The 25,043-nt window shown below is 72.8% G+C and carries 1 protein-coding gene; it reads right to left on the bottom strand.

The features are described 5' to 3' along the window. Positions 1 to 25 precede the first annotated feature (25 nt). Positions 26 to 24,826 (bottom strand): type I polyketide synthase, encoded by a 24,801-nt coding sequence (locus BJY16_RS47230; RefSeq protein WP_185040891.1) that lies wholly within the window; start codon positions 24,824 to 24,826, stop codon positions 26 to 28. Positions 24,827 to 25,043: the final 217 nt, after the last annotated feature.

Raw genomic sequence — 25,043 nt, 5'->3', positions numbered from 1 at the left:
CCTGGTGGGTCTGCGGCAGAAGGAATCAGGACTGGCCGAGTTCGCTGTCGAGCATGTCGAACAGCTCGTCAGCGGTCGCGGTTCGCAGGTCGTCGTCGGCGCTCTGTTCGCCGCCGTCCCGCGTCGCGCTCCACTTGGCCATGACGTCGCGCAGCCGGGCGGTGATGCCGGAGCGGTCGTCGATCTCACCGCTCAACGCGTTCAGCAGCGCTTCGAGCCGGTCGATCTCCGCGTACGCGGTCAGCGAGGTCGCGGCGTTCTCCTGGCCGAACTGCCCGGCCAGGTGGTCGGCGAGCAGCGCCGGTGTCGGGTAGTCGAAGATGAGCGTGGCCGGGAGTTTGCGGCCGAGGTACGCGCCCAGCTGGTTGCGCAGCTCGACCGCGGTCAGCGAGTCGATGCCGATCTCCAGGAAGCCGCGCTGCGGCAGGACCTGTTCGGCGCCGGCGAATCCGAGCACCGAGCCGGTGTGCCGACGTACCGCGTCCAGCAGGGCGTCCCGCCGTTCGCCGGAGCTCATCGCCGTGAGCCGTGTGGCCAGGCTGTTCGGTCCGGTGTCCCGCTGGGCTCGGCGGCGGGTGCCGCCTCGGACCAGGGCCCGGAACAGATGCGGTGTCCCGGCCTGGCCGCGCAGCGCGGCGAGGTCGAGGCGGATCGGCACGAGCAGGCCACCGGCCGCCCATCCGGCGTCGAACAGGCGCAGGCCGTCGGTGTCGCTGAGTCCGGCGACGCCGGCCCGGTGCAGGTCGCCACCCATCCCGTCGGCCTGCTCCCACAGGCCCCAGGCCAGCGACGTACCGGCCAGCCCGGCCGCGTTGCGCCGCTGGACCAGCTCGTCCAGGAAGCTGTTCGCCGCCGCGTAGGCGCCCTGGCCCGGGTTGCCGACCACACCGGCCGCCGACGAGAACACCACGAACATGTCCAGGTCGAGATCGGCGGTCAGCTCGTGCAGATGGTGAGCCGCGTCGACCTTCGGCGCGAACACCCGATCGAGCCGCTCCGGCGTCAACGACGAGATCAACCCATCGTCCAGCACCCCGGCCGTGTGCACGACCCCGCGCAGATCAGGGATCCCGGCCAGAAGTTCGGCGACCGCGTCCCGATCCGCCACATCACAGGCCACCACCTCAACCGCCGCGTCCAACTCCGCGACCAGCTCCCGCGCACCCGGCGCCGCCAGACCACGACGACTGGTCAGCACCAGACTTCGCACCCCATGCTCGGCTACCAGATGCCGGGCCACCAACGCACCCAGCGCACCCGTCCCACCGGTGATCAACACCGTGCCGGCAGCGGGCACCGGCACCGGCTCACCCCCGGCCCGGACCAGACGCGGCGCCTGCCAGCCACCATCACGCAACCGCAACTCCGGCTCACCAGTGGCCAGCGCCTCGGCCAGCAACTCCGTGGTGATCTCGGCGCCGCCGAGGTCGAGCAGGACGAACCGGTCCGGATTCTCCGCTTGTGCCGAACGGACCAGGCCGAACACCGCGGCCTCGGCCGGGCCGGCGTCGGCGGCGACGAAGACCAGACGGGAGTCGAGGTCCAGATCGGCGGTGAGCCGCTGCCGCAGCAGGGCGAGCGCGGACGCGGCCAGCGCGTGGGTCGCCGGGACGGTCGCACCCGGCGCGGCCGGTAGCGCGACCAGCAGGGCATCCGCCTCGGGGACGTCAGCCAGGTTCTCGTACACCTTGGCCGGCACCCCGGGCAGCGCCTCCCCCAGAGCGGCCCACGAGGCCGATGCGGTCCCGGTCACGGCCGGAACGGCGATCCAGTCCCGGCGGAACATCGCGTCCGGGGCGTCCGCGGCAGTAGCGGCCGCACGCAGCACCAGCCGCTGTACGTCTAGGACCGGTGATCCGGCCTCATCGGTGACGGCCAGCGCGATCGCGTTGTCGCCGGCCGGCGTGATCCGCACCCGCAGGGTGGTGGCGCCGGTGGCGAACAGGCTGACCCCGGTCCAGGCGAACGGCAGCGCCGGGGCGGTGCCGTCGCCGGTCACGAAGCCGCTGAACGCGACCGCGTGCAGGGTCGCGTCGAACAGCGCCGGGTGCAGGCCGAACCCGTCGACGGCGACGCCATCGGGCAGCGCCACCTCGGCGCACACCTCGTCGTCGGTACGCCAAGCCGCGCGCACGCCCTGGAAGGTGGGGCCGTAGAGCAGGCCGGCATCGGCCAGGGTGTCGTACAGGCCGTCGACGTCGACCTGGTCGGCACCGGCCGGCGGCCACGCCACCGGGTCCGCCGGCTCGGCGGGGACCTGCTGAGTGACGAGGCCCGATGCGTGCCGGGTCCAGGTCTCGGCGGCATCCGCCTGGGAGTAGACCGCGACCTTGTGATGGGACTCGTCGACGGTCACCCGCAGTGTCACCGCGCCCTGGGCCGGCAGCACCAGCGGCGCCTCGATGGTCAGTTCCTCGACCCTGCCGCAGCCGATCTGGTCGCCGGCGTGAATCGCCAGCTCGACGAGTGCCGCCCCGGGGACCAGCACGGTGTCGCCGAGCCGGTGCTCGGCCAGCCAGGGATGGGCCGATACAGAAAGCCGGCCGGTCAGCATCACGGTGTCGCTGTCCGGCACCGTGATGGTGGCGCCCAACAGCGGATGCCCGGTCACGCCGAGGCCGAGGCCGGCGGCGTCCGCGGCGGCGCCGGCCGGCGCCTCCAGCCAGTACCGATCGTGCTGGAAGGCGTAGGTCGGCAGGTCGGCCGCCTGGGCCGGACCGGCCGGCAGGTTCACCTCGACGCCGATGGTGTGCAGGGCGGCCAGGGCCGCGAGCAGGGTTGTGGGTTCGTCACGCCCGTTGCGCAGGGCCGCGACGGCCCGGACGTCGGTGGCGTCGGCGAAGTTCTGCTCGGCCATCCCGGTCAGCACGCCGTCCGGGCCGAGTTCGAGGAGCGCGGTCACGCCGCGGCCGAGCATCGTGGCGACGCCGTCGGCGAACCGGACCGCCTCCCGGACGTGCCGGACCCAGTAGCCAGGCGAAGCCAGTTCGCTGGGCAGGGCGAGGCGCCCGGTCACGTTGGAGATCACCGGCAGCTGCGGCCGGGCGAACGTCAGCCCGTTCAGGACCCGTTCGAACTCGGCCAGCATCGGTTCCATCAGCGGCGAATGGAACGCGTGGCTGACGGTGAGCCGGCGGACCCGTACGCCCTCGGCCCGCCACGCCTCGATCAGGCTCAGCACCACCGGTTCGGCGCCGGAGATCACCACCGAGGCCGGCCCGTTGACCGCCGCGATCGACACCCGATCGTCGAGGGCCGCCCGTACGGTCTCCTCGTCCAGGGCGACCGCCGCCATCGCGCCACCGGCCGGCAGCGCCTGCATCAGCCGGCCCCGGGCGCCGACCAGGGTGCACGCGTCCGCCAGCGACAGCACCCCGGCCACGTGCGCGGCGGCGATCTCGCCGACCGAGTGGCCGATCAGGCAATCCGGCGCGACACCCCACGACTCGGCCAGGCGGTACAGCGCGACTTCCAGCGCGAAGATGCCGGCCTGGGCGAACTCGGTCGCGTCCAGGCGGGCGGCGTCGTCGCCGAAGACCACCGTCCGGACGTCGCCGGGCAGCAGATCGCAGGCCTCGTCGAAGGCGGCGGCGAAGACCGGGAAGGCGTCGTACAACTGGCGGCCCATGCCGAGCCGCTGGCTGCCCTGCCCGGTGAACATGATCGCGGTCCGGACCGGTCCGGCCACACCGGTGGCCACGGTCGCCGCGGGCTCCCCCGCGGCCAGCGCGGCCAGACCGGCCAGCCGGGTCGCCCGATCGTCGCCGAGCACCGCGGCGCGATGCTCGAACCGGGTCCGGGTCAGCAGGGCCCGGGCGATGCTCTCGTCGGCGGTGTCCGGGCGTTCGGCCAGGAACCGGGCCAGGCGGGCGGCCTGGTCCCGCAGCGCGGGTTCGGATTTCGCCGACAGCAGCCACGGTGCCGGGACGCCGGCCGGGGCGACCGTGCCGGCCGGCGCGGTCGGCGCCTCCTCGAGGATGACGTGCGCGTTGGTGCCGCTGATCCCGAACGAGGAGACACCGGCCCGGCGCGGACGTTCACCGCGGGGCCACGGCTGCTGCTCGGTGAGCAGCGCGACCGCGCCCGCGGTCCAGTCGACCTGCGGGGTTGGTTCGTCCACGTGCAGGGTGCGCGGCAGGGACTCGTGCCGCATCGCCTGGATCATCTTGATGATCCCGGCGACACCCGCTGCGGCCTGGGTGTGCCCGATGTTGGATTTGATCGAGCCGAGCCACAGCGGCTGCGACCGATCCTGCCCATAAGTGGCGAGGAGCGCCTGCGCCTCGATCGGGTCACCCAATCGGGTGCCGGTGCCGTGCGCCTCGACCACGTCCACGTCGGCCGGGTTCAGACGGGCGTTCGCGAGCGCCTGCCGGATCACCCGCTGCTGCGACGGACCGTTCGGGGCGGTCAGGCCATTGGACGCGCCGTCCTGGTTGACCGCCGAACCCCGCACCACCGCCAGAATCCGATGCCCGTTGCGCTGCGCGTCGGACAACCGCTCCAGCACCAGCATGCCCACACCCTCGGACCAGCCCGTGCCATCCGCCGCACCGGCGAACGCCTTGCACCGGCCGTCGCGGGCGAGGCCGCGCTGACGCGAGAAGCTGGCGAACGTGTCCGGCGTCGGCATCACCGTGACGCCGCCGGCCAGGGCCAGTTCACACTCGCCCCGGTCCAGCGCCTGCGCCGCGAGGTGCAGCGTGACCAGCGACGACGAGCAGGCTGTGTCGACGGTGACTGCGGGCCCCTCGAACCCGAACGTGTAGGAGATCCGGCCGGAGGCGACGCTGCCCGAGGTGCCGGTGCCGAGGAAGCCCTCGACCTCGTCCGGGATCGCGGGCAGCCGGGACGCGTAGTTGTGGTACATCACGCCGGCGAAGACACCGGTCTGGCTACCGCGCGTCGTGGCCGGGTCGATGCCGGCCGACTCGAACGCCTCCCAGGACGCCTCCAGCAGCAGCCGCTGCTGCGGGTCCATGGCCAGCGCCTCACGCGGCGAGATGCCGAAGAAGCCCGGGTCGAAGTCGGCGGCGTCGTAGAGGAAGCCGCCGGCCAGCGCGTACGACGAGCCGGCCTTGTCGCTGTCGGCGTCGAACAGGCCGTCGAGGTCCCACCCACGATCCTCGGGGAACGCCCCGATCCCGTCACCACCCGCGGCGACAAGGTCCCACAGCTGGTCCGGCGAGCTCACTCCACCCGGGTAGCGGCAGGCCATCCCGACCACCACGATCGGGTCGCCGGCCACCGCGGTGGAGGTGACCGCTGTGGTGACCGTCTCGGCGCCGACAGCCAGGCCGAGGATGAACTCGGCCGCGACCGCTGAGGTCGGGTAGTCGAAGACCAGCGTGGCCGGCAGCCGCAGCCCGGTGACCGAGGCCAGCCGGTTGCGCAGCTCGACCGCGGTCAGCGAGTCGAAGCCCAACTCCTTGAACGCCGCGTGCGGGCCGACCGCGTCCGGGCCGGCGTAGTCGAGAACCTCGGCGACCGCGGTGCGGATCAGGTCCAGGATGAGCGGGGCGCGTTCGTCGGGCGCGGCGGCGAGCAGCCGTTCGGCCCATCCGCCCTGCGCGACGACCCGCCGGGGCCGGGTCCGGACCAGGGACCGGAACAGCTGAGGCACGTCACCACTCCGGCGCAGCGCCGGAAGGTCCAACCGCATCGGTACGAGGACCCCACCGCGTGCCCAGGTCGCGTCGAACAGCGCCAGACCCTCGGCCTCGGACAACCCGGCGACCTCCGCGATGCCGGCGCCCATCCCGTCGGGCTGCTCCCACAGCCCCCAGGCCAGTGAGGTTCCGACCAGACCGTTCGCGTTGCGTTCCCGGATCAGCTCATCGAGGAAGCTGTTCGCCGCCGCGTAGTTGCCCTGACCGACATTGCCCACCACACCGGCCGCCGACGAGAACACCACGAACATGTCCAGGTCGAGATCGGCGGTCAGCTCGCCCAAATGCCTGGCCGCGTCCGCCTTCGGCGCGAACACCCGATCCAACCGCTCCGGCGTCAACGACGAAATCAACCCATCGTCCAACACCCCGGCCGTGTGCACGACCCCACGCAGATCAGAGATCCCGGCCAGAAGCTCGGCGACCGCATCCCGATCCGCCACATCACAGGCCACCACCTCAACCGCCGCGTCCAACTCCGCGACCAGCTCCCGCGCACCCGGCGCCTGCAGACCACGACGACTGGTCAGCACCAGACTCCGCACCCCATGCTCGGCCACCAGATGCCGGGCCAGCAGCGCGCCCAGCGCACCGGTCCCGCCGGTGATCAGCACCGTGCCGCCGTTCGGCACCGGCGCCGGCTCACCCCCGGCACGAACCAGACGCGGCGCCTGCCAAACCCCATCACGCAACCGCAACTCCGGCTCACCAGCGCCCAGGACGCTCGCCACCAGCTCCTTCGTCACCGGTTCCGAGCCTGCGTCGAGCAGCAGGAACCGGTCCGGGCGCTCACTCTGCGCCGACCGGACCAGACCGAACACCGCCGCCGCTGCCGGATCCATGCCGTGAGCGACGAACACCAGCCGCTCGTCGCCCGCCGCCTGCAGCCGCGTCAGCGCCTCGGGCAGGTCGACGCTGTCGACGACCTCGAAGCCTGCGTCTGAACCGGTCACAGCGACGTCCACCCAGTCGACGGCGAACAGGGCGTCCCCTGGGGCGCTCGTGTCCATCGCCCGGAAGTGCAGCTTCCGGACCTGCGCCACGGGGGTCCCGGTGCTGTCCGCGAAGGTCAGCGAGACCGCGTCCGGGCCGGCCGGTGCGAGCCGGACGCGCAGCGCGGTGGCGCCGACGGCGTGCAGGCTCACCCCGTTCCAGGCGAACGGGAGCCGGGTCCGGCCGGCTTCAGCCGGGCCGGTGAACCCGCCGAACGCTGCGGCGTGCAGGGCCGCGTCGAACAGGGCGGGGTGCAGGCCGAAACCGGCCACCGGGGTGGTGTCCGGAAGGGTGACCTCGGCGTAGACCTCGTCGCCCGCGCGCCAAGCGGCGTGCAGACCCTGGAAGATCGGCCCGTAGTGCAGGCCGGTGTCGGCGAGGTCATCGTAGAGATGGCCGATCTCCAGCGGTTCGGCGTCGGCCGGCGGCCACACCGCGAGTCCGGCCGTGCTGACCGGCTCGGTCGGTACGACCGTGCCGCTGGCGTGCCGGGTCCACGGGTCGTCGGCAGCCGCGGTGTCCGGGCGGGTGTGGATCGCGACGGCGCGGTTGTCGTCGACGGTGACCCGCAGCGCGAGGGCACCCCGCGCGGGGAGCACCAGCGGTGCGTGCACGGTCAGCTCGTCGACGGTGTCGCAGCCGACCTGGTCGCCGGCGTGAACGGCCAGTTCGGCGAGTGCGGCGCCGGGCAGGATCACCTGGTCACCGACGCGGTGGTCGGCCAGCCACGGGTGGCTTTGCAGCGACAGGCGGCCGGTCAGCACCAGGGTGTCGCTGTCCGGAATCGTGATGGCCGCGGTGAGCAGCGGATGCCCGGTCGTGGACTGACCGAGGCCGGTCGCGTCGCCGGTGCCGCCGGTGCCGCGCAGCCAGAACTGTTCGTGCTGGAAGGCGTAACCGGGCAGATCGACCAGCTTCGCACCCCGACCGGCGAACACGCCCGCCCAGTCCAGCTCCATCCCGGCCTCGTGCAGTCGCGCCAGGGCGGCGGTGAACGTTTCCGCCTCGTCCCGACCCTCCCGCAACACCGGAACAGCAAGCACATCGCCGGCCATCGCGGACAACACCCCGTCGGGGCCGAGTTCCAGCCACGCGGTCACGCCCAGCTCGGATGCCGTGGCCAGACCATCGGCGAACCGGACCGCCTCGCGCACATGCCGCACCCAGTACTCGACCGTGCCCTGCTCCTCGACCCGGCCGGTCACATTCGAGATCACCGGCAACTGCGGGGCATGGAACGTCAAACCCTGCAGGACCTGAGCGAACTCGGCCAGCATCGGCTCCATCAAATGCGAATGGAACGCGTGACTGACGGTCAGCCGCCGCACCCGCACCCCGTCGGCACGCCAGCCCTCGACCAGCGCATCGACCGCGTCCACGACACCGGAGATCACCACCGAGGCGGGACCGTTGACCGCCGCGATCTGCACCCGATCATCCAGCGCCGCCGCCACGGTCGCCTCGTCCAGATTGACCGCGGCCATCGCCCCACCCACGGGCAGGGCTTGCATCAACCGGCCCCGAGCACTGATCAGCGTGCACGCATCCGCCAGGGACAGGACACCGGCAACATGCGCGGCAACAATTTCGCCGACCGAATGACCGAGCAGCACCTGCGGCCGCACACCCCACGACTCGACCAGCCGATACAACGCCACCTCAACGGCGAACAACGCCGGCTGCGCCTGTCCGGTCTGGTTCAACAGCTCCGCGTCAGCACCGAACACCACCGCTTTGAGGTCACCCGGCAGCAGGGCACACACCTCGTCAAACGCGGCGGCGAACACCGGGAACGTCTCATACAAACCCCGGCCCATACCCAGACGCTGACTACCCTGACCGGTGAACATCACCCCCAGCCGCACATCGCCCGCGACCTGCGGATCGATCCGGCCATCCCGCAGCACCGCCCGATGCTCGAACCGAGCCCGCGCCGCCAGAGTCCACGCCACATCGACATCCGAGATCTCCGGATGCGCGGCGACATATTCCGTCAGCCGGGCGGCCTGATCACGCAGAGCCGCCTCCGACTTCGCAGACACGATGAACGGCACCGGAGCCGTAACCACCGCCTCCGGAAGGTCCGCAGCAGGCGGCTCCTCCAAGATCACGTGCGCATTCGTGCCGCTGATCCCGAACGAGGAGACACCCGCCCGGCGCGGACGCTCCGACACCGGCCACGGCTGCTGCTCGGTGAGCAGCGCGACCGCGCCCGCGGTCCAGTCGACCTGCGGGGTTGGTTCGTCCACGTGCAGGGTGCGCGGCAGGGACTCGTGCCGCATCGCCTGGATCATCTTGATGATCCCCGCGACACCCGCCGCGGCCTGGCTGTGCCCGATGTTGGATTTGATCGAGCCGAGCCACAGCGGCTCGGACCGATCCTGCCCATAGGTAGCGAGGAGCGCCTGCGCCTCGATCGGATCGCCGAGCCGGGTGCCGGTGCCATGCGCCTCGACCACGTCCACGTCGGCCGGGTTCAGACGGGCGTTCGCGAGCGCCTGCCGGATCACCCGCTGCTGCGACGGACCATTCGGAGCGGTCAGGCCGTTCGACGCACCGTCCTGGTTGACCGCCGAACCCCGCACCACCGCCAGAATCCGATGCCCGTTGCGCTGCGCATCCGACTGGCGTTCCAGCACCAGCATGCCGACACCCTCGGACCAGCCGGTCCCGTCCGCCGCACCGGCGAACGGCTTGCACCGGCCGTTGTGCGCCAGACCCTGCTGCTGCGCGAAGCTGGCGAACGTGTCCGGCGTCGGCATCACCGTCACCCCGCCGGCCAGCGCCAGATCACACTCACCACGCGCCAGTGCCTGCGCCGCCAGATGCATGGTCACCAGCGACGACGAGCAGGCCGTATCGACAGTGACCGCCGGACCCTCGAAACCGAACGTATAGGAGAGGCGGCCGGAGACCACGCTGGTGGAGCTGCCGGTGCCGAGGAAGGCTTCGACGCCCTCGGGGACGCCAACGACGCCGGCCGCGTAGTTGTGGTACATCACGCCGGCGAAGACACCGGTCTGGCTACCGCGCACCGACACCGGGTCGATGCCGGCCGATTCGAACGCCTCCCAGGAGGCCTCCAGCAGCAGCCGCTGCTGCGGATCCATCGCCAGCGCCTCACGCGGCGAGATCCCGAAGAAGCCCGGGTCGAACTTCGCCGCGTCGTACAGGAAACCACCGGCCAACTCGTAAACCGAGGTGTCCAGCAGATCCGTGACATCCCAGCCACGATCCTCCGGGAACGCCCCGATCCCGTCACCACCCGCGGCGACAAGATCCCACAGCTGCTCCGGCGAACTCACCCCACCCGGGTAGCGGCACGCCATCCCGACCACCACGATCGGATCGCCGGCCACCGCGGTCGCCGCCACCGGAGCGGCCGCCGCGCCGGCGCCGACGACCAGGCCGAGCAGGAAATCCGCGGCCGCCGCCGAGGTCGGGTAGTCGAAGACCAGCGTCGCCGGCAGCCGCAGCCCGGTGACCGAGGCCAGCCGGTTGCGCAGCTCGACCGCGGTCAGCGAGTCGAAGCCCAACTCCTTGAACGCCGCGTGCGGGCCGACCGCCTCCGGGCCGGCGTAGTCGAGAACCTCGGCGACCGCGGTGCGGACCACGGTCAGCACGGACTCGGCACGGTCAGCCGGCGGCATGGCGAGGAGCCGCTCCGCCCAGCCACCGGCGTCGCGCCGGGCGGCGCGCCGCCCAGTGACCCGGACCAGCGAGCGGAACAGGTGCGGGATCTCGCCCGGGGTCCGTCGCAGCGTGGCAAGGTCGAGGCGGATCGGCACGAGCAGGCCACCGGCCGCCCATCCGGCGTCGAACAGGCGCAGCCCGTCGTCCTCGGCGAGCCCGAGGACGCCGCCGCCCCGGTGGACGGCCCCGCCCATCCCGTCGGCCTGCTCCCACAGGCCCCAGGCCAGCGACGTTCCGACCAGACCAGCGGTGTTGCGTTCCCGGATCAGCTCGTCGAGGAAGCTGTTCGCCGCCGCGTAGTTGCCCTGACCGGCACTGCCGAGCACACCGGCCGCCGACGAGAACACCACGAACATGTCCAGGTCGAGATCGGCGGTCAGCTCGTGCAGATGGTGAGCCGCGTCGACCTTCGGCGCGAACACCCGATCGAGCCGCTCCGGCGTCAACGACGAAATCAACCCGTCATCCAACACCCCGGCCGTGTGCACGACCCCGCGCAGATCCGGGATCCCGGCCAGAAGTTCGGCGACCGCGTCTCGATCCGCCACATCACAGGCCACCACCTCAACCGTGGCGTCCAACTCCGCGACCAGCTCCCGCGCACCCGGCGCCTGCAGACCACGACGACTGGTCAGCACCAGACTTCGCACCCCATGCTCGGCCACCAGATGCCGAGCCAGCAGCGCACCCAGCGCACCCGTCCCACCAGTGATCAACACCGTGCCGCCGGCCGGCACCGGCATCACCGATGTCGCGACCCGGACCAGACGCGGCGCCTGCCAAACCCCGTCCCGCAACCGCAGCTCCGGCTCACCAGCGCCCAGCGCCTCGGCCAGCAACTCCGTGGTGATCTCAGCGCCGCCCAGGTCGAGCAGGACGAACCGGTCCGGATTCTCACTCTGCGCCGACCGCACCAAACCCCGTACCGCGGCCTCGACCGGACCAGCACCGGTACCGACGAAAACCAGCAACGACTCGGCGAACCGATCATCAGACACCCACCGCTGCAGCAACGACAACGCGGCCACAGAAGCCTCATAAGCGGTACCCGCCGGATCAGCCAGAACCGGCACAACCACCGCACCCGGCACCGGACCCTCACCGAGATCGGCGAGCAACCGCCAGTCACCGGTCCAGACCCCGCCGCCAACCTCAGCCCAGTCCAGGCCGAACATCGCGTCGTGCACGGTGGTGAGCGCAGTCGACGCGAGCGGTCGCAGCGCCAGCGACTCGACGGAGAGCACCGCGGATCCGGCGGCGTCAGCGGCCAGCACCGACACCGCGCCGGCGCCGGCCGGGGTGAGCCGGACTCGGAGCACCGCGGCGTCGGTGGCGTACAGGCTGACGCCGCTCCACACGAACGGCAGCCATGGCCCGTCCTCGCCGGAGGTGTCGACGACACCACCGAGGGCGACCGCGTGCAGGGCCGCGTCGAACAGGGCGGGGTGCAGACCGAAACCGCTCACCGCGGTCCCGTCCGGAAGGGCCACCTCGGCGAAAACAGCATCTTGCGTACGCCAGGCCGCGCGCACGCCCTGGAACACCGGGCCATAGTTGAGGCCGGCCACGGTCAGCGCGTCGTACAGGTCGTCGACGTCCAGCGCCGTGCCACCGGCCGGGGGCCACTCGGTCAGGTCCTCCGGGGCGGCGGCGTGCCGGGGAGACACCGTGCCGTGGGCGTGCCGGGTCCACGGGGCGTCGCTGTCAGCCGGCCGGGAGTGGATCGCCACCGTGTGGCCGGTCCCGTCGACGGTGACCCGCAGCGTGATCGCGCCGTGCTCGGGCAGCGCCAACGGCGCCTCGATGGCCAGCTCCGACAGGGTGCCGCAGCCGGCCTGGTCGCCGGCGTGGACGGCGAGCTCGATCAGCGCGGTGCCGGGAACCACGATCGTGTCGTTGATCCGGTGGTCGGCCAGCCAGGGCTGGGTCTGCGCGGAGAGGCGGCCGGTGAGCAGGACGGTGTCGCTGTCCGGGAGGGCGATCGCGGCGCCGAGCAGCGGGTGGTCGCTGCGGCCCAGGCCGAGGCCGGTCGGGTCGCCGGCGGTGGTGGGCGCGTCGAGCCAGTAGCGCTGGTGCTGGAAGGCGTAGCCGGGCAGATCGACCAGCTTCGCGCCCCGACCGGCGAACACCCCGGCCCAGTCCAGCTCCATCCCGGCCTCGTGCAGTCGGGCCAGGGCGGCGGTGAACGTCTGCGCCTCGTCCCGGCCCTCCCGCAACACCGGAACAGCAAGAGTGTCGCCGGCCATCGCGGACAACACCCCGTCGGGGCCGAGTTCCAGCCACGCGGTCACGCCCAACTCGGATGCCGTGGCCAGACCGTCGGCGAACCGGACCGCCTCGCGCACATGCCGCACCCAATACTCGACCGTGCCCTGCTCCTGCACCCGGCCGGTCACATTCGAGATCACCGGCACCCGCGCCGGACGGAACGTCAAACCTGCCAGCACCTGAGCGAACTCGGCCAGCATCGGCTCCATCAAATGCGAATGGAACGCGTGACTGACCGCCAGACGCCGCACCCGCACCCCGTCGGCACGCCAGCCCTCGACCAGCGCATCGACCGCGTCCACGACACCGGAGACCACCACCGAGGCGGGACCGTTGACCGCCGCGATCTGCACCCGACCATCGAGCGCCGCCGCGACCGTGGCCTCGTCCAGGTTGACCGCGGCCATCGCCCCACCCACGGGAAGGGCTTGCATCAACCGGCCCCGAGCACTGATCAGCGTGCACGCATCCGCCAGGGACAGGACACCGGCCACATGCGCGGCCACGATCTCGCCGACTGAATGACCGAGCAGCACCTGCGGCCGCACACCCCACGACTCGACCAGCCGATACAACGCCACCTCAACCGCGAACAACGCCGGCTGCGCCTGTCCGGTCTGATCCAGCAGAGCAGCCTCGTCGCCGAACACCACCGCCTTAACGTCACCCGGCAGCAGCGCACACACCTCGTCAAACGCGGCGGCGAACACCGGGAACGTCTCGTACAGGCCCCGGCCCATACCCAGACGCTGACTGCCCTGACCGGTGAACATCACCCCCAGCCGCACATCGCCCGCGAGCTGCGGATCGATCCGGCCATCCTTGAATACCGCCCGGTGCTCGAACCGAGCCCGCGTCGCCAACGTCCATGCGATGTCAACGTCAGAGATCTCCGGATGCTCGGCGACATAAGCGCTCAGCCGAGCAGCCTGATCCCGCAGAGCCGCCTCCGACTTGGCGGACAGGATGAACGGCACGGGAGCGGTCACCGAGGCCACCGGCACGTCGACCGCGGGCGGCTCCTCCAAGATCACGTGCGCATTCGTGCCGCTGATCCCGAACGACGACACACCCGCCCGCCGCGGACGCTCACCGCGCGGCCACGGCCGCTGCTCGGTCAACAACGACACCGCGCCCTCGGACCAATCCACGTGCGGCGTCGGCTCATCCACGTGCAGAGTGCGCGGCAGCACCTCGTACCGCATCGCCTGCACCATCTTGATCACACCAGCCACACCCGCGGCGGCCTGCGTGTGACCCAGGTTCGACTTGACCGACCCCAGCCACAGCGGCTCCGACCGATCCTGCCCATAAGTAGCCAGCAGCGCCTGCGCCTCGATCGGATCACCCAACCGGGTGCCAGTGCCATGCGCCTCGACCACATCAATGTCGGCCGGGTTCAGACGGGCGTTCGCAAGGGCTTGCCGGATGACCCGCTGCTGCGACGGACCGTTCGGGGCGGTCAGGCCGTTCGACGCGCCGTCCTGGTTGACCGCCGAACCCCGCACCACCGCCAGAATCCGATGCCCGTTGCGCTGCGCGTCGGACAACCGCTCCAGCACCAGCATGCCGACACCCTCGGACCAGCCGGTCCCGTCCGCCGCACCGGCGAACGCCTTGCACCGGCCGTCGAAGGCCAGCCCACCCTGCACCGCGAAGTCCAGGAAGGTGTCGGGCGTCGGCATCACCGTGACACCACCGGCCAGTGCCAGGTCGCACTCACCGCGGCTCAGGGCCTGTCCGGCCAGGTGCAGCGTGACCAGCGACGACGAGCAGGCCGTGTCGACGGTGACCGCTGGGCCCTCGAAGCCGAACGTGTAGGACACCCGGCCGGAGACGACGCTGCTGGAGTTGCCGGTGCCGAGGAAGGCCCCGACACCATCGGGCACCTCGGTGAGCCGGGCGGCGTAGTTGTGGTACATCACGCCGGCGAACACGCCGGTCTGGCTGCCCCGCATGGTGGCCGGGTCGATGCCGGCCGACTCGAACGCCTCCCAGGACGCCTCCAGCAGAAGCCGCTGCTGCGGATCCATGGCCAGCGCCTCGCGCGGCGAGATGCCGAAGAAGCCGGCGTCGAAGGCGGGCGCGTCGTGCAGGAAGCCGCCCTCGATCGTCCGTTCGCCACCCGGTCGCTCCGGGTCGGCGACGAACCGGTCGGCCGGGTCCCATCCCCGGTCGGACGGGAACGCGGTCATCCCGTCCCGGCCGCTCAGCAGCATCTGCCACAGGTCGTCCGGACCGGTCACGCCGCCGGGGTAACGACAGGCCAGACCGACGATGGCGATCGGGTCGTCGGCGGTCCGGGCGGCGGCCACCGCCGTACGGATCGGGGTGGCGGCCTCGCCGAGGAGCTCGGCCTGGAGGTACTCGACCACCGCGAGGGTGCTGGGGTGGTCGAAGACCAGCGTGGCCGGCAGCCGCAGGCCGGTCACGGCGGCCAGCTGGTTGCGCAGCTCGACCGCGGTCAGCGAGTCGAAGCCGAGCTCTTTGAACGCCCAAGTGGGCTGTACCGCGTCCGGGCCGGCGTGGCCGAGGACTGCGGCGACCTGGGTCCGGACCAGGCGCAGGATCTCGTCGTGCCGGTCGGTCTCGCTGAGCGCGGCGAGCTGCTGAGCCCAGCCGTCGGCGCCGGCGCCGCGGCGGGCCGCCTTACGGCCGGCGGTCCGGACCAGGCCGCGGAACAGGTGCGGCACCTCGGTCGCGGTGCGCCGCAGCGACGCGAGATCGAGGCGCATCGGCAGGGCGACGGCGTTGGGGGCGAGCTGGGCGGCGTCGAAGAGGGCGAGTCCCTCGGCGTCGTCGAGGCCACGGGCGCCGCCGCGTTGCAGCCGGGACCGGCCCGAGTCGTCCAGGCTGCCACCCATCCCCTCGGACTGCGCCCAGAGGCCCCAGGCCAGCGAGACGGCGGGCAGGCCGTCGGCGCGGCGGCGCTGGGCGAGCGCATCGAGGAACGTGTTGGCGGCGGCGTAGTTGGCCTGGCCGGCGCTGCCGAGGATGCCGGCCGCGGAGGAGAACAGCGCGAACATCGCGAGGTCCCGGTCGCGGGTCAGCTCGTGCAGGTGCAGGGCGGCGTCCGCCTTGGGGGCGAGCACGGCGGCCAGGCGGTCCTCGGTGAGCGAGGTGACCAGGCCGTCGTCGATGACGCCGGCGGTGTGCACGACACCGGTCAGCGCCGGGAGGCGCCGCAGCAGCGCGGCCAGCGCCGGGCGGTCGGCGACGTCGCAGGCGGCCACTTCGACGGTGGCGCCCAGAGCCGTCAGTTCGGCGACGAGGCCGTCGGCGCCGGGGGCGGCCGGGCCGCGGCGGCTGGTCAGGACCAGATCACGTACGCCGTACGCGGTCACCAGGTGCCGGGCCACCAGCGCGCCCAGTGCGCCGGTGCCGCCGGTGACCAGCACCGTGCCGGCCGGGTCGAGGGCCGGACGGACGGTCTCGGACACTGCGGCGCGAACCAGTCGCGGGGCGCGCAGCACGCCGTCGCGTACGGTCAGTTCGGGTTCGCCGGTCTCGATCGCGGCGGCCAGCAGTCCCCCGGCCGCGTCCCCGCCGGCCACGTCGACCAGGACGAAGCGGCCCGGGTTCTCGCTCTGCGCGGAGCGGATCAGTCCCCAGACCGGGGCGTGTGCCAGATCGGTGACGTCGTCGCCGGCCGCGCCCGAGGTGATCAGCACGAGGCGCGACCCGGCGCACCGCTCGTCGGTGAGCCACTGCCGCACCAGGGTCAGCGCCCGGGCGGTCGCGGTGTGCGTCGCGGCAGGCAGTTCGGCGTCCGGGATCGGCGGGAACGCCGCCAGCACCGTCTCCGGCGCACCGGCGGCGAGCAGGGATTCCAGGTCCGGGTGCACGGTGGCCTCGACGCCGGGGATGACCGGGCCGAGCACCGCCCAGGAGGGCTGGGTGGTGACGGTGACTGGCAGCTGCACCCAGTCGAGCCGGTACAGGGCGTCGGTGACGGCGGCGCCGGGGGCCAGCCGGCCGGTGTCCACGGTGCGGAAGACCAGCCGGTCGACGGTCGCGACCGGGGCGCCGGTGCCATCGGTGACGGTGATGCCCAGGCCGTCGCCGGTACGGGTGAGCGCGACCCGCAGGGCGGTGGCGTCCCGGGCGTACAGGGTCACGCCGGTCCAGGCGAACGGCAGCCGGGGCGCGTCCGTCGCGGTCGCCGGGGCGCCGAGCGCGTCGGCGTGCAGGGCAGCGTCGAGCAGCGCCGGGTGCAGTCCGTAGCCGGCGACCGACGCGGTCTCCGGGAGTTCGACCTCGGCGTACACCTCGTCGCCCCGCCGCCAGGCGGCCTGCAGGCCCTGGAACATCGGGCCGTAGCCGAACCCGGCCGCGGCCAGGTCGTCGTAGAGCCCGGCCGCGTCGACCGGCTGCGCGCCGGCCGGCGGCCACTGCTCGAACGCCGCCGGCGGGGCCGGGGTCTCGGCGCTGAGCGTGCCGGTGGCATGCCGGGTCCACGGATCGTCGAGGACCGCGTCGGCCGCGCGGGAGTAGACGGCGACCGGGCGCGCCGGGGCGCCGGCCGGCCCGTCGACGGTCACCCGCAGCACGATCGCGGCGCGTGGCGGCAGGACCAGGGGCGACTCGATGACGAGTTCCTGCAGGGTGCCACAGCCGACCTGATCGCCGGCGTGCACGGCCAGGTCGACCAGGGCGGTGCCGGGCAGCAGGACGGCGCCGGCCACCCGGTGGTCGGCGAGCCACGGTTGGGTGTGTGCGGAGATCCGTCCGGTGAGCACGACGGTGTCGCTGTCGGGCAGGGCGACAGCCGCGCCGAGCAGCGGGTGACCGGTCGCCGACTGGCCGAGGCCGCCCGCGTCGCCGGAGGCCGGGGCGGCCCGCAGCCAGTACCGCTGGCGCTGGAAGGCGTAGGTCGGCAGGTCGATGGTGGCGGCGGCGCGGCCCGCGAACACTCCGCGCCAGTCCAGGTCGAGACCGCCGGCGTGCAGCCCGGCCAGCGCGGCGGTGAACGCGGTGGTCTCGTCGCGGCCCTTGCGCAGCACGGCGGCGACCGCGAGCGGAGTGTCCCCGGCGCTCTCCCGGGCCAGTCCGGACAGCACGCCGTCGGGGCCCAGTTCGAGCAGGGCGGTCACGCCCCGGGCGAGGACCGCGGTGATGCCGTCGGCGAACCGGACGGTGCCGCGGACGTGGCGCACCCAGTAGTCCGGTGAGCCCAGTTCGTCGGCGGTGGCCGGCGCGCCGGTGAGATTGGAGACGACCGGGATGCGCGGCGCCCCGAAGTCGAGGTGGGCCAGGATCCGGCCGAACTCGGCGAGCATCGGGTCCATCCGGGCGGAGTGGAACGCGTGGCTGACCCGCAGCCGGCGGACCCGTACGCCCTCGGCCCGCCACGTCTCGACCAGCGTCTCGACCAGCTCGGCGTCACCGGAGACGACGACCGAGGCGGGGCCGTTCACAGCCGCGATCGAGACCCGTCCGTCGCTGGCGGCGATCGCCTCGGTGACGGTGGCCTCGTCCAGGGCGACCGCGGCCATCGCGCCGCCGGCCGGAAGCGCCTGCATCAGCCGGCCCCGGGCAGCGACCAGCACGCACGCGTCGGCCAGCGACAACACGCCGGCCACGTGGGCGGCGACGATCTCCCCGACCGAGTGCCCGATCAGGCAGTCCGGCACGACACCCCACGACTCGGCCAGCCGGAACAGGGCCACTTCGAGCGCGAACAGCCCGGCCTGGGTGAAGACCGTGTCATCGAGGTCGCCGGCGGCCGGGTCGGCGCCGAACACCACGTCCCGGACGGACGTGCCGAGTTCGGCGTCGAGCAGCTCGCAGACCTCGTCGAAGGCGGCGGCGAAGACCGGGAACGTGGCGTGCAGCCGGCGCCCCATGCCGACCCGCTGGCTGCCCTGGCCGGTGAACATGACGGCGACGCGGGCGGCAGCCGGGGCCAGACCGGTGACGGTGCCCGGGCCGGGCCGGCCCTCGGCCAGGTCGGTCAGGCCGTGCAGCAGTTCGGTGCGGTCGGCGCCGAGCACCACGGCGCGGTGCGGGAAGTGCGAACGGGTCACGGCGAGCGACAGCCCGACCGAGGCCGGGTCGGCGTCCGGCGTGGCGGTGACGAACTCGGCGAGGCGGGTCGCCTGGTCGCGCAGGGCCGCCTCGGAGCGGGCGGAGAGCAGCCACGGCACGGCCGCGCCGTCCGGGATGACCGGTGCGTCCGGAGCGGGGGCCGCGGCGGGTGCCGGGGCCTGTTCGATGATGGTGTGCACGTTGGTGCCGCTGACCCCGAACGACGAGATGCCGGCCCGGCGCGGGCGGGCCAGGCTCGGCCACGGCTGGGCCTCGGTGAGCAGCTCGACCGCGCCCGCCGCCCAGTCCACCTGCGGGGTGGGCTCGTCGACGTGCAGGGTGCGGGGCAACACACCGTGCCGGATGGCCTGCACCATCTTGATCACGCCGGCCACGCCGGCGGCGGCCTGGGTGTGCCCGATGTTGGACTTGATCGAGCCGAGCCACAACGGCTCGGATCGGTCCTGGCCGTACGTGGCGAGCAGCGCCTGTGCCTCGATCGGGTCACCGAGCCGGGTGCCGGTGCCGTGTGCCTCGACCGCGTCGACGTCGGCCGGCGAGAGCCCGGCGTTCGCGAGAGCCTGCCGGATCACCCGCTGCTGCGACGGCCCGTTCGGGGCGCTCAGGCCGTTGCTGGCCCCGTCCTGGTTGACCGCCGACGAACGCAGCACGGCCAGCACCTGGTGACCGTTGCGTTCGGCGTCGGAGAGGCGTTCCAGCAGCACCAGACCGGCGCCCTCGCCCCAGCCGGTGCCGTCGGCGGCGCCCGCGAACGCCTTGCAACGGCCGTCGCCGGCCAGGCCGCGCTGCCGGGAGAACTCGACGAACGCGCCCGGCGAGGCCATCACGGTGACGCCACCGGCCAGGGCCAGAGTGCATTCGCCGCGGCGCAGCGACTGGGCCGCGAGGTGCATGGCGACCAGCGACGACGAGCACGCCGTGTCGATGGTGATGGCCGGGCCCTCCAGGCCGAGCACGTACGAGACGCGGCCGGAGATGACGGCGGTCTGGCTGCCGGTGATGAAGTAGCCCTCGGAGCCCTCCGGCGCCTCGTACGCCTCGGAGCCGTACCCCTGGGCGGTGGCGCCGACGAACACGCCGGCCGGGGTGCCGCGCAGCGAGTGCGGGTCGATCCCGGCTCGTTCGAAGGCCTCCCAGGCGATCTCCAGCAGGATGCGCTGCTGGGGGTCGGTGACGATGGCCTCGCGCGGGCTGATCCCGAAGAACGCGGCGTCGAAGTCGCCGGCGTCGTAGACGAAACCGCCGTCGCGGGCGTACGACTCGTCCTCGCCCTCGGTCCAGCCGCGGTCGGCCGGGAACGCCGCGATCGCGTCGCGGCCCTCGACGGCAAGCTCCCAGAGCTGTTCCGGGGTACGCACGTCACCCGGGAACCGGCAGCTCATCGCCACGATCGCGATCGGCTCGTCGTCGGCGGCCGCCGTGCTGGTCACCACCGGGGCCGGGGCGTCGTGCCCGCCGAGGGCCTGGGCCAGCACGAAGTCGGCGACGGCGTACGCGGTGGGGTGGTCGAAGACCAGGGTGGACGGCAGGCGCAGCCCGGTCGCGGCGTTGAGCCGGTTGCGCACCTCGACCGCGGTCAGCGAGTCGAAGCCGAGCTCGCGGAAGGCCGAGCCGGGCTGGATCGCGTCGGTGCCGGAGTGCCCGAGCACCGCCGCGGCCTGTGCCCGGACGATCTCCAAGACCACGTCGCGGCGCTCGCCGGTGGACAGCGCGGCCAGCCGGCGGGCCAGCTCGGTGCCCTCTTCGGCGGAGGGCGCCTGCTGCTGCACCCGGTTCTGCTGCCGGACCTCGCTCAGGTCGCTGATGAACGGCCGCGGCCGGGCGGCGGTGTACGCCGGGGCGAAGCGTTCCCAGTCCATGTCGCAGATCGACACGGTGGTCTCTTCGTGCTCGACGGCCTGAACCATGGCCAGCACGGCGAGTCGGGGGTCCATCGGTTTGAGCCCGAGGCGCAGCACCGCGATCTCGTCACCGGTGCCGCCCATGCCGCCGCCGGCCCAGAGGCCCCAGGCGATCGACGTGGCGGTGCGTCCCCGGGCCCGGCGCTGCTCGGCGATCGCGTCGAGGGCGGCGTTGGCCGCGGCGTAGGCGCCCTGGTCGGCGCCGCCCCAGACGGCGGCGTTCGAGGAGAACAGCACGAACGCGTCGAGCGGGGTGTCGCCGAGCAGCTCGTCGAGGTGCGCGGCGCCGGCGGCCTTGGCGGTGATGATCGCAGCCGTCTGGTCGAGGTCGGTGTCGGCCAGCGCCGCGGTGTCGCCCACGCCGGCGGCGTGCACGACAGCGGTCAGCGGGTCGCTGATGCCCTGGTCGGTTTCGGCGGCGACGGCGGAGAGGACGGCGGCCAGCGAGGCACGGTCGGCGGTGTCGACGGCGACGACGGTGACGCGGGCGCCCAGGGCGGTCAGTTCCGCGGTCAGCTCGTCAGCGCCCGGGCTGTCCGGGCCGCGGCGGCTGCACAGCACCAGATGGGTCGCGCCGTTGCCGGCCGCCCAGCGGGCGACGTGCCCACCGAGGGCGCCGAGGCCGCCGGTGATCAGGATGGTGCCGCGCGGCGTCCAGTCGCCGCCGGCCGAGTCGGCCAGCGAGGCGCGCTGGAAGCGGCGGCCGAACAGGCCGCTGGGGCGCACCGCGATCTCGTCGTCGTCGCCGGCCCCGGCCAGGGCCGCGGCGAGCTGGTTGAGAGTGCGCTGGTCGGTGGCGGCGGGCAGGTCGATCAGGCCGCCCCAGCGGTCCGGGTGTTCCAGTCCGGCGACCCGGCCGAGGCTCCACATCTGGGCCTGGGCGGGGACGGCGGCCGGGTCGGTGCGGCCGGTCGCGACGGCGCCGCGGGCGGTCATCCAGAGCGGGGCGCCGAGTCCGGCGTCGCCGAGCGCCTGGACGAGCGTGAGGTTGCCGGCCAGGCCGCGGGGCACGGCCGCGTGGTCGGGGTGCGCGTCGTCGTCCAGGGCGAGTAGGGACAGCACACCGGTCGGCGGGGTGTCGCCGACGAGCTCGCGGATCTGGTCGGCGAGGCCGGCCCGGTCGGCGCCGGCCGTGTCGACGGGCAGCCGGACCGGTTGGCCGCCGTGGGCGGCGATGGTCGTCTCGGCGCCGTCGATCCAGTCGTCGGTGACGCCGTCCGGGGTGACCAGCAGCCAGGTGCCGGTGAGTGCCGGGGGCCGCGACGGCAGCGGCTTCCAGGTGACCCGGTAGCGCCAGCGATCGATCGTGGACCGGTCCTGGTACTGCCGGCGCCAGGTGGCCAGCACGGGCAGCGCGGAGTCGACCCATTGCTGCTCGCCGGCGTCGAGGGCGGCCGCGAGGGCGGAGGCGTCCTGCCGTTCGACGGCGTCCCAGAACCGGAACTCCTCGGGGGCGATCTCGTGGGTGCCCGGGCCGGGACGGTCGTCGGCTTCCTCGAGCCAGAAGCGTTGGTGCTGGAACGCATACGTCGGCAGATCCACCACAGCACCAGCACCACCGGCACCCAGCACCCGCGACCAATCCACCCCCACACCCGCCGCGAACACCTCACCCGCCGACAACAACAACCGCCCAACCCCACCCTCACCACGCCGCAACGAACCCACCACCGACACCCCGCCACCCACACCCTCGACCACATCCTGAACCGCCATCACCAACACCGGATGCGCCGACACCTCCACCACCACACACCCCGCACCAGCAACCCCCAACGCCACATTCAACGCACCCTCAAAATCCACCCGCTCCCGCAAATTCCGATACCAATACGACCCACCCAACTCCACCCCATCCACCAACCCACCCGACACCGACGACACCATCGCCACCGACCCCGAAACACCCACCACCGACCCCAACAACCCCACCAACTCCGACTCCAACACCTCCACCTGCGCCGAATGCGACGCATAATCCACCGGCACCCACCGCGCCCGAACCCCCTCCTGCTCACACCACGCCACAAACTCCCCCAACAAACCCACCTCACCCGACACCACCACCGACGACGGCCCATTCACCACCGCCACCGACAACCCACCACCCCACCGACCCAAAACCCCCTCCACCACCGCCACCGGCGCCACCACCGACACCATCCCCCCACCACCCGACAACCCCACCAACAACCGCGACCGCAACGCCACCACCCGCGCCCCATCCCGCAACGACAACACCCCCGCCACCACCGCCGCCGCGATCTCCCCCTGCGAATGACCCACCACCACCGACGGCACCACACCCAACGAACCCCACACCCGCGACAACGACACCATCACCGCCCACAACACCGGCTGCACCACATCCACCCGCTCCAACGACGGCGCACCCACCACCCCCCGCAAAACCTCCACCAACGACCAATCCACAAACTCCGACAACGCCGCCTCACACTCCGCCACCGCCCCCGCAAACACCGACGACGACTCCAACAACTCCACCGCCATCCCCACCCACTGCGACCCCTGACCCGGGAACACAAAAACCACCCCAGGAACCCCACCACCCACACCCGACACCACACCCGACGACGGCAGGCCCCGGCTGAAGTCGGTGAGGTGGCCGAGCAGCTCGTCCCGGCTGTCGCCGACCACGACGGCGCGGTGGTCGAACAGCGAGCGCGAGGACAGCAGGGCACGGCCGATGCCGGCCGGGTCCAGGTCGGGGCGTTCGGTCACCCACGCGGCGAGGCGCTCGGCCTGCCCGCGCAGCGCGTCCGGGGTCTTGGCGGACAGCACCCACGGCACTGCCGGGCCGTCCAGGTTGCGCCGCGGGACGACAGGCGGGACCGCCTCGGCCGCCGCCGGGGGCGCCTCCTCGAGGATGACGTGCGCGTTGGTGCCGCTGATCCCGAACGACGACACACCGGCCCGGCGCGGCCGCTCGGAGGCCGGCCACGGCTGCGCCTCGGTCAGCAGGGCGACCTCGCCGGCCGTCCAGTCCACCTTGGCCGACGGCTGATCGACGTGCAGGGTGCGCGGCATCATCCCGTACCGCATCGCCATCACCATCTTGATCACCCCGGCCACGCCGGCCGCGGCCTGGGTGTGCCCGATGTTCGACTTGATCGAGCCGAGCCACAGCGGACGGCCGTCCGGACGGTCCTGCCCATAGGTGGCGAGCAGCGCCTGCGCCTCGATCGGGTCGCCGAGGGTGGTGCCGGTGCCGTGCGCCTCGACCACGTCCACGTCGGCCTCGGTCAGCCGGGCGTTGGCCAGCGCCTGCCGGATGACCCGCTGCTGGGAGGGGCCGTTCGGGGCGGTCAGGCCACTGCTGGCGCCGTCCTGGTTGATCGCCGAACCGCGTACGACGGCGAGCACCCGGTGCCCGTTGCGCTGGGCGTCGGAGAGCCGTTCGAGCACCAGCATGCCGACGCCCTCGGCGAAGCCCGCGCCGTCCGCGGCGTCCGCGAACGCCTTGCACCGGCCGTCCGGCGCGAGGCCGCGCTGGCGGGCCAGATCGACGAAGGTGTCCGGCGTGGACATCACCGTCGTGCCGCCGGCCAGCGCCAGGGTGCAGTCCCCGTCCCGCAGCGCCTGGGCGGCCAGGTGCAGGGTGACCAGCGACGACGAGCAGGCCGTGTCGACCGAGACGGCCGGGCCCTCCAGGCCCAGGGTGTAGGAGATGCGCCCGGAGGTGACGCTGTAGGCGTTGCCGACGCCGAGGTAGCCCTCGATGTCGGCCGGGATGGTGTCGAGCCGGGCCGCGTAGTCCTGGTACATCACGCCGGCGAAGACGCCGGTACGAGTACCGCGCAGCGTCTGCGGGTCGATCCCGGCCTGCTCCAGCGACTCCCAGGCGACCTCCAGCAGCAGCCGCTGCTGCGGGTCCATCGCCACCGCCTCGCGCGGGGAGATGCCGAAGAACGCCGGGTCGAAGTCGGCGGCGTCGTACAGGAAGCCGCTCTCCCGGGTGTAGAAGGTGCCCGGCTGGTCCGGATCCGGGTGGTAGAGCGCATCGAAGTCCCAGCCGCGGTCGGTGGGAAACGCCGAGACCACGTCCCGTTCGTCGGCGACGATGCGCCACAGGTCCTCGGGCGAGCCGGCGCCGCCCGGGTAGCGGCAGCCGATCCCGACGATCGCGATCGGCTCGTGCCGCCGCTCGTCCGCCTCGTCCAGCCGTTGCTTGGTCTGCTGCAGGTCGGCCGTGACGCGCTTGAGGTATTCGCGAAGTTTCTGCTCATTCTGCATGTACGGCAACCTCTTCGATACGGGCAGCACGACCGCGCTGGACTCAGGTCAACGGGAGCCGCCGCCAATGCGGGCTCCCCGAATAAACACAGTGGACAGACCCCGGCGAATCCCCCGGTCAGACCGGGGAAACGGTGGGCCTGCCCACTGTCCTATGCGACCGTAAGGTAGGGGTTGGGAGGGCCGACACCCCTACGCACCCGAGGATCGGCCCACC

The organism is Actinoplanes octamycinicus (assembly GCF_014205225.1).
Taxonomy (GTDB): domain Bacteria; phylum Actinomycetota; class Actinomycetes; order Mycobacteriales; family Micromonosporaceae; genus Actinoplanes; species Actinoplanes octamycinicus.
Note: the sequence above shows the minus strand (reverse complement) of the source record. Positions and strands in the feature narration are given on the sequence as shown.

Bases quoted from the DNA above. Each gene is read 5' to 3' on its own strand.
- BJY16_RS47230 (WP_185040891.1), bottom strand. From the start codon at position 24,826: ATGCAGAATGAGCAGAAACTTCGCGAATACCTCAAGCGCGTCACGGCC.